The organism is Methylobacterium sp. E-016, from assembly GCF_022829745.1.
In the GTDB taxonomy this organism is placed as follows: domain Bacteria; phylum Pseudomonadota; class Alphaproteobacteria; order Rhizobiales; family Beijerinckiaceae; genus Methylobacterium.
In genome coordinates this window covers 1-7,209 of the sequence record NZ_JAKSYF010000070.1, presented here as the reverse complement: position 1 = coordinate 7,209, position 7,209 = coordinate 1, and the positions used below count along the sequence as shown (strand labels likewise).

Here is a 7,209-nt window from a genome sequence, read left to right as displayed (position 1 = left end):
GCGCCAAGCTCGACGTCTCGTTCTTCCGATACCTCGGCGATCGCCTCGGCATCCCAGACAGCGCAACCGTCCCGCCCCTGCCGGACCTTGTCAGAAACGCCGCAACAGCATGACCGCCCGGTGATCTGCCCCGGTTACGTAATTCGGTAAGTTGTTATGCGGAGCGAAAGGTATCTAAGGGTGATAACATGACCGGTGGTGCGATGCTCGTTTCAGGGCGTGACAAATTTGAAATGACGGCCGACCTCGTCGCCGCCTTCGTCTCGAACAACAGCATACCAGTTTCCGAACTGCCAGCTCTGATCGCCAAGGTTCACGCCACGCTGGCTGGTCTCGACAACGGTGCGTCCTCAGAGCCCGCCGGCCCGGAGAAGGCGACACCGGCACAGATCAAGAAGTCTGTCTCACCGGACGCACTGATCTCCTTCCTCGACGGCAAGCCCTATAAGACACTTAAGCGCCACCTGACCACGAATGGCCTGACGTTCGAAGAGTACCGGGCACGCTACGGCCTCCCGTCGGACTACCCATCGACCGCCGCAAGCTACTCCGCACAGCGGTCCGAGCTGGCTCGCTCTCTGGGGCTCGGCCAGCAGCGACGGAAGGCGTCTAAGCCCGGGGAGGCCACTGAGGCAGCCCCGAAGACGCGTGGGCGGAAGAAGGCCGCCGAGACGGTCTGAAGGGCCGCTGAGCGGCCCGTTCCGGCACAACTCGGCACTCGCTATGGTGACGTGCTTCTAACTGGAGGAGCCGCATCCCACGTTCGGGTCAAGTTGCGTATCGGCCTAGCTGGTGAGATCCGGGGTTCCCCCGTCCCGTGAGCAGATCGGGACGGGGCCGAACCGAGGTCGCTGTAGGGGTTGATGTGACATCGCCACGATCGCTTCCCGTGCTCGTCGTGGACGATGTGCCTTTGATCCGTGCCGTGGTGCGGGCGACGCTCGAACAGGTCGGGCTGACCGAGGTACACGAGGCTGGCGATGGAGCTGCCGCGCTCGCGATGCTGAACCAGCGCCGCTACGGCCTCGTCATCGCGGATTGGAACATGCATCCGATGACCGGCTACGAGCTGCTCCGTCAGGTCCGCGACGATCCGCAGCTTCGCGAGACGCCGTTCGTCATCATGACGACGAAGGAGCAGGCTCACTGCTTCGTCGCCGCGCGGCGGGCCGGTGTGAACGCCTGCCTCATCAAACCGTTCATGCCGGCAGCGCTGCGCGAGACGATCAAGCAGGTTTGGTCTGGTAGCGGTACGCCAGCCGCGCAGGTCCAGGAAGCCGCAACGGTGCTGCTGTAGCTGACCCTGCCCGCCAGCCTGTGATCGTATCAGGCGGCGGCGCAGAGCCGTTGACGATGGGGGGCTTGAAACTCAGCGTGCTCCGGTGCCTCCCGTCGACGGGGCGTTGGCGCCCGAAGTGCCAGCACCCGGCGCACCGGTCCCTGTGCTCATCCCATTCGCTCCCGGGGCCGTCATTGGCGTGGAGCCCGTACCCCCACCGGCATTCGCGCCACCCGGAGTAGCGAGTTCCTTCGGCTGTTCGGTTGTCGAACCGCCGGTGCTGCTGGTCCCAATGCCAGTTCCGGTCGTACCGGAGGGAGCCGTTGCCTGCGCGAGTGCAGCGCCAGACAGGGCCAGGGTGCACGATGCAGCGAGCGCGAGTGTTCTGATCGACATGGAATTTCCCCTGCTGCGACAGCACAGGCGCGTCGCAAGCAAGGTCAAACGCTTATCCAGCCGCGTTTGTTCGGCGAACAGGCCGCCCAGATTTACTCCGAATGGGCATCCTGACCCCCGGAGGAGATCGCAAACATCAGACCATGGGCTAAAAATATACCCGCACTTTACAGTTCCTGCATGTGCTCGCTACAGCTAAATCACAGAGATCGAGGACGAGCAAATGGACGAAACGACTCTTCGCTTACAAGCCCGTGTCACCGTCTTGGAACAGCTGACCGTGCGGTTATTCTCAATATTAAGTGTAGAACATGCTTCTAGCATCATTGCGACGGTAGAGAGTGTCAACAAGGCAATCCAGAATTCCAATGAGTCAGAAATCTTCGGCGATAATTTGACCGCAGAAGATAAAATAGGTTTATCTAGAGAAGCCGCGAAAGAATGGGCGATTATACGTTCTCGCATACTAGGGGTTTGAAAATAATTATTCCAAGCGTAATGATCTAATTACATTCGATTGGATCCTGGTTTTGATTGTTTTGATGATGGTTCCGAGGTGTTGATCCCCGCTGTGGTCTTTCCTGCCAGTGTAAAAATGTCAAAGTTGGTGATGTTCTTTACCGAGGCGAAGACTGCGCACAACCAAAACGACAATCACCAGGGCACGGGGCTGTCGGCCGTCACGACCGAATAAGCGACGGTCATTCTTGTAAAAATCCCCCGCAGGCGGTTGTAAAGATTGGAGCACGCTTAGGTTGTTTCTTAAAGCAATAACAACTTGAGATAGGTAGGCGTCGAGGCAATACCCCGTGCGAACGGAAGATGTACAACCTGAGCTATATTTTTACTTTTCATTAACTTAATTGCTTAATTCTGTGAGTGCTATTTAAGCGCGTCGACTTGCTCGGAGAGCATTGTAAAGCTTGACGTCTCGCTTGTGGCTTCTCAGTCTTAAAGGAATTCAAGAGATGCCAATTGATACTACGCCCGATCCTGATGCAGTCCCTGTTCGGCATATAACAGGTGCTGTCAGTATCGTCCTCAACGGACAGACGGTCGCGCTCAACCTGTTCACGGACCGGATGGCCGTGCTCACGGATGGGAGCGTGCAGCCCGATCCCATTGTGGCTGCCCGTCTACGCCTCGATCTGGCGATGGCCAGAGAAATCCGCGATCAGCTCGATGCCCACCTCAGCGGTCTGACGACAAGTCCACGAGGTAGTCTGCAGTTAAATTAGCCCTCGTCCAGCGAGGCGTCCGACCACCATGACAAAAGGAAGGTGAAGAGCTGGCCGTTGGTCCGGGCGCGGGACGAGACGACGATTTCCGTCTATCTATCGGGAGACCAAACGGCGCTCGTGCCAAACTGAGATAATGGATGTCTTCGTAGACGACGTCGCGCTATGCCACAATTAGGCAGCGCGTGTATCTTCTTTTCGAGCCGCCATTAAATCGCGCTCATGATACATTAGTTGCTTGCCTGCTTTCAGTGCTACATAAGTCTGACCAGCTGCTAAGGCATCTTGAATTTTAAGCAAAAACGTTGCTGCGCTTGGCATTGCCTTTAGCAGTTCTACAGCTTGAGCAAATAGCAAACCTTGAGCTTCGGTTGGGTCGTTTGCGAGATGAATTACTTGAAGTGTAACGCAAATAACTTTAGCTGGCGTATCAGCTTCGCTGTCGCGAATGATTTCCGACTCCCGAATAAATTTACAGTGACTCTCGATCAGAAAATCCGCAGCCTTACTACCATTACGGATAGAAGCACCATTGATAATGAGTCGCTCGAAAGGTTTCAGTGATATGCGTAGTGGCATTCTATACTCCCCCTTTTGGTTGTGGCTATAACTATCAACCAATTGTTAATAATATGGTAATGTGATCGGATTTCTCGTAGTGTGTTAAGGGGCAATCAACACGTATCGAGATATTTGGAGCCTACCGCGAAAAATGCGGTTTTGGCTTCAAATAAGGATCAGCCAAGATGTCGTCCAACGTCACCCTTTCGGCGGCCACCCGCCAAAACCTACTTTCTCTCCAGGGAACCGCTGATCTGCTGTCTACCACGCAGAACCGCCTTTCGACCGGCAAAAAGGTTAACAGCGCCCTCGACAGCCCGGTCAATTATTTCACCGCGCAAAGCTTGGACTCGCGTTCGTCGGACCTGTCGGGCCTTTTGGACGGCATCAGCAACGGCATTCAGACGATCCAGGCTGCCAACCAGGGTATCACGAACCTGCAGAAGCTGACCGATCAGCTCAAGTCTACCGCTACCCAAGCGCTGTCGGCCTCGAACGCCTTCACTTCGAAGGCATCGTTGACCTCGAAGGCACTTAATGGCGCCGTTGACACCAATCTACTGTCGACAGGCGCGACTCAGGCCGTGGGCAGTACCGCAACGGCAACAAAGCAGATTGCAACTGGGAGTCAAGCTTACGCCAACGATACTGCTGTTGCCACGGCAATTGGTGCAGCGGGCAAGAATATCTCTGTCGATGGCGTAAATATTACAATCGCTGCAGGCACCGCTACAAAAGCTGACTTGCTTTCGACGATCAATAGCCAATTAACTGCGGGCGGATCAAGCGTCGTAGCTTCGTTCGATCCGACAACGAACGGTCTGAAATTCACCGGCGGTGCCGATGGATCTTCATTCGCCGTTCCGAGTGGGACTGATGTTGCGGCGGTCTATGGTACGAACACCGCTAGTACAGCTACGATATCGCCCACCTCTACGACAAAGGCAACTGCTCTTGGCTTTGCTGATGGAGATACCTTCACCGTGAACGGTTCTTCCGTCTCGGTGTCGAAGAGCGACACCGTCGCTACACTATCTCAGAAGGTTGTTGCTGCGACGAACGGTGATGTCAGCGCGACATTTAGCGACAGTACTCATCAGTTCACGTTCACAGCAAAGGACGCCAAGACTTCGGTGAATCTCGGTAATGGTTCCACTGCGACGGCCAAGGTTGCCAACCTAGGCTATACGACGACGCAGTTTACGGCTGGCAAAGGTGCGACAGGCTCAACGGCTGATCTTGATCAGAAGGTGCTGACTGTCAGCGTCGGAACCGGTACTTCGGCTAAAACGATGGCTTTGACTTTCGGCAATGGCACGGGTCAGATTTCGACACTAGACCAGCTCAATTCCGCTCTCGGGACGGCTGATGCCCAGGCTACCATTGATAGCACCGGCCATCTGTCGATCACCACTACCAATGATGCGGGTTCGCAGAACTTGGTGCTTGGTGGTAGCGCCGTCGGAACGGGTAATGCATTCCTAAGCTCTACCTCGGCAGCTACTATTGGTGGCGATGGTCAGACCGCGCGTAACAAGCTTGTTGGCGACTATAACGATCTTCTTTCACAGATCGATCAGATGTCGAAAGACTCGGGATACAACGGTGTCAATCTCTTGAATGGCGACCAGATGAAGGTTGCTTTCAACGCCGATCAGAGTTCGTCCATCTCTGTCGAGGGTGTTGCCACGACTGCTGATAGCTTGGGGCTTAAAAGCGTATCAACAAGCGACTTCGTTGACAACGACTCGATCAATAAAGTTTTCTCGCAGATTACGTCTGCTACCAACACGTTGAAGTCGCAAGCGGCTACCTACTCGTCGAACCTTTCCGTCGTCCAGAACCGCCAGGACTTCACAAAGGGCATCATCAACGTGCTCGACACCGGCTCGGCTAACTTGACCAACGCCGACATGAATGAGGAGGCGGCCAACTCCCAGGCGCTTTCTACCCGCAACTCGCTCGGCATCTCGGCGCTCTCCCTCGCCAACACCGCGCAGCAGGGCATCCTGCAGCTCCTCCGCTAAACGGTTCATCTATCCTTAACGTAGCGGCCGGGGACCTCCCCGGCCGTTTTTCGTTGAAGATACGTTAACGATAGCCGCGCATGTTGCTTGGAGAGCTAGCTATCGCGGTGGCAGATCAATGGATAAAGTGGCGTTCTCGAAGAGCCAACAGCCTGTCACGACATGCGCGCGGATCTACGCCTTGCTGAACCGCATGTATGAGGAGGGTGATCACCGTCCCCACGACGACGCTCTCGTCCAGCTAAGCAACCAGTTGATGTCCGTCACTAGGACGTTCGGACCTTACTTCCTCGCTCTCGATGAGCGGATCTTGAACCGTGACTATGGCACGGCTCTGCAGATCGGGCGAGCGATGATGGAGCACGAGGCGATGCTTCATAGCATCGCCGCTGGCCAATGCATGCCATCTGGGCTGTCTCTGAACTGAAGCTCCAGGCCGAGTGCTCTGCTCGGTTTAGATGGGCTCATGCCGGAGGTCAGACAAACCGGACTCCGATCGCCTCGTTCTCCCGACGCACGATCCTGCAGGCGTGCTGAACGTCGTCAGCTTCGATCAGCAGCGTGAATGCTTCCGGCACCCCGATTGATGACGGCAGGGTGAGCTTCGCCCCCACGTCCGAGAGGTTTCGGATAGTGCAGTCCATCACCGACGCCCCGTTGGGAAATATGATCTTGGCGGCCTTCAGGACTCGCTTGCGCGGCGCACTGCGGCGCTCGATCTCTGGCTGTCCCATTACAGCACCACGCGTTCATTGAAAGTCGTCGGGCTGTACGGAAGCTTGAAACGAACAGCGATCCCGTCCGCAGTGTGTCGGACGACAGTGGCGAACCGCTTCCCGACGGTCACGGCTGAACCAGGATCGGGTCGTTCGCTTGTCGTAAGGGCCACACCTGACATCGAAAGATCAACGATCTCTGCGCCGACGGTCTGACCGTTCGATAGCATGACTCTCACAGCGCGCTGGGTGGGTACGATCCGGGGATCATTCCGCTGATCGGCCGTGTCGTTGGCATGAGCACGAAGCCAAGCGAGCCGATCGTCGATCCTCGCTTTGCGCTCTGCACTTGCTTCAACTAGCAGAGTGAAACCAGCGGAGCTGACTTCGCTTATCCGCCCAGGCACCACGCCGATTGCATCAAGATAGCACGTCGCCTTCATGCCAAGGCGGACTGCTGGTAGCCCGTCTCGCCTTCTTACTTCGACGCGCGCATTTGTTGGCATGATGGCGACGCATGTCGCTTCGCTGCCAGTCTCTAGAAGAAATCTTCCATGAGTTTCAATCATGTGCCGTCATACATATGGCTAGATTGCTATAACCGTCCCTATATAGCAGCTTAGACGTTTACAAATTATCTCAGGTTGAAAGAACGTCGGAAATTGCTCCCAAGGCAACCTGGCGGTAGCAGGCTTCACAAAAATCCGCTTCCCGAGTGCCCCTTGAAGGCGTTCGCTCGGCGGATGTAGCCAACCACCGTGCGAGGATCGCGGTGCCCGGACTGATCCATGATGCGCGCGAGGTCGGCACCCCGCTCGGCGGCCGACGTGATGTAGCCGGCCCGCAGCGAGTGCGCCCCGAACGTCGAGGCATCGAGTCCAGCGGCCGTGCAGTACCGCTTCACGATGTTGGCGACGGCCTGGGTGGTCAGGCGCGGCTCAGAAAGTTCGGTTCCCACGTCCTCCGCCGAACCCCTACGGCGCACGTTTCCT

9 protein-coding genes are annotated in these 7,209 nt (G+C 56.4%); 5 read left to right on the top strand and 4 right to left on the bottom strand.

Annotated elements, in window-relative coordinates; translation table 11 throughout:
* Positions 1-188: 188 nt before the first annotated feature.
* The 4 genes from MKK68_RS07220 to MKK68_RS07205 all read left to right on the top strand — a co-directional run bounded on the left by MKK68_RS07220 (position 189) and on the right by MKK68_RS07205 (position 2,913).
* Entirely contained in the window at positions 189-680 is a 492-nt protein-coding gene (locus tag MKK68_RS07220; RefSeq protein WP_244029548.1) for a MucR family transcriptional regulator, read from the top strand.
* Positions 681-889: 209 nt separating this feature from the next.
* A complete protein-coding gene (locus tag MKK68_RS07215; RefSeq protein WP_243937694.1) occupies positions 890-1,297 on the top strand; it encodes a response regulator in 408 nt (135 codons plus the stop codon).
* A gap of 601 nt (positions 1,298-1,898) precedes the next feature.
* Positions 1,899-2,153 (top strand): hypothetical protein, encoded by a 255-nt coding sequence (locus MKK68_RS07210; RefSeq protein ID WP_244029546.1) that lies wholly within the window; start codon positions 1,899-1,901, stop codon positions 2,151-2,153.
* Positions 2,154-2,643: 490 nt separating this feature from the next.
* Positions 2,644-2,913 (top strand): hypothetical protein, encoded by a 270-nt coding sequence (locus tag MKK68_RS07205; protein ID WP_244029544.1) that lies wholly within the window; start codon positions 2,644-2,646, stop codon positions 2,911-2,913.
* Positions 2,914-3,087: 174 nt separating this feature from the next.
* On the opposite strand, the gene MKK68_RS07200 is transcribed toward MKK68_RS07205, so the two are convergent.
* A complete protein-coding gene (locus MKK68_RS07200; protein ID WP_244029542.1) occupies positions 3,088-3,492 on the bottom strand; it encodes a flagellar biosynthesis repressor FlbT in 405 nt (134 codons plus the stop codon).
* A gap of 167 nt (positions 3,493-3,659) precedes the next feature.
* Between MKK68_RS07200 and MKK68_RS07195 the strand changes: the two genes are divergently transcribed.
* Positions 3,660-5,501, top strand: coding sequence for a flagellar hook protein (locus MKK68_RS07195; RefSeq protein ID WP_244029540.1), 1,842 nt, complete (start codon positions 3,660-3,662; stop codon positions 5,499-5,501).
* 476 nt (positions 5,502-5,977) lie between these two features.
* On the opposite strand, the gene MKK68_RS07190 is transcribed toward MKK68_RS07195, so the two are convergent.
* The 3 genes from MKK68_RS07190 to MKK68_RS07185 all read right to left on the bottom strand — a co-directional run.
* On the bottom strand, positions 5,978-6,235 hold the full coding sequence (locus MKK68_RS07190) for a PilZ domain-containing protein (protein ID WP_244029538.1): 258 nt from the start codon (positions 6,233-6,235) through the stop codon (positions 5,978-5,980).
* Positions 6,235-6,660, bottom strand: a complete 426-nt coding sequence (locus MKK68_RS29900) for a PilZ domain-containing protein (RefSeq protein ID WP_409567189.1) — start codon at positions 6,658-6,660, stop codon at positions 6,235-6,237. The genes MKK68_RS07190 and MKK68_RS29900 overlap by 1 nt, the downstream gene beginning before the upstream one ends.
* Positions 6,661-6,911: 251 nt before the next feature.
* Positions 6,912-7,209: tyrosine-type recombinase/integrase (locus MKK68_RS07185; protein WP_244029537.1), on the bottom strand; the 298-nt coding region annotated here is incomplete at its 5' end.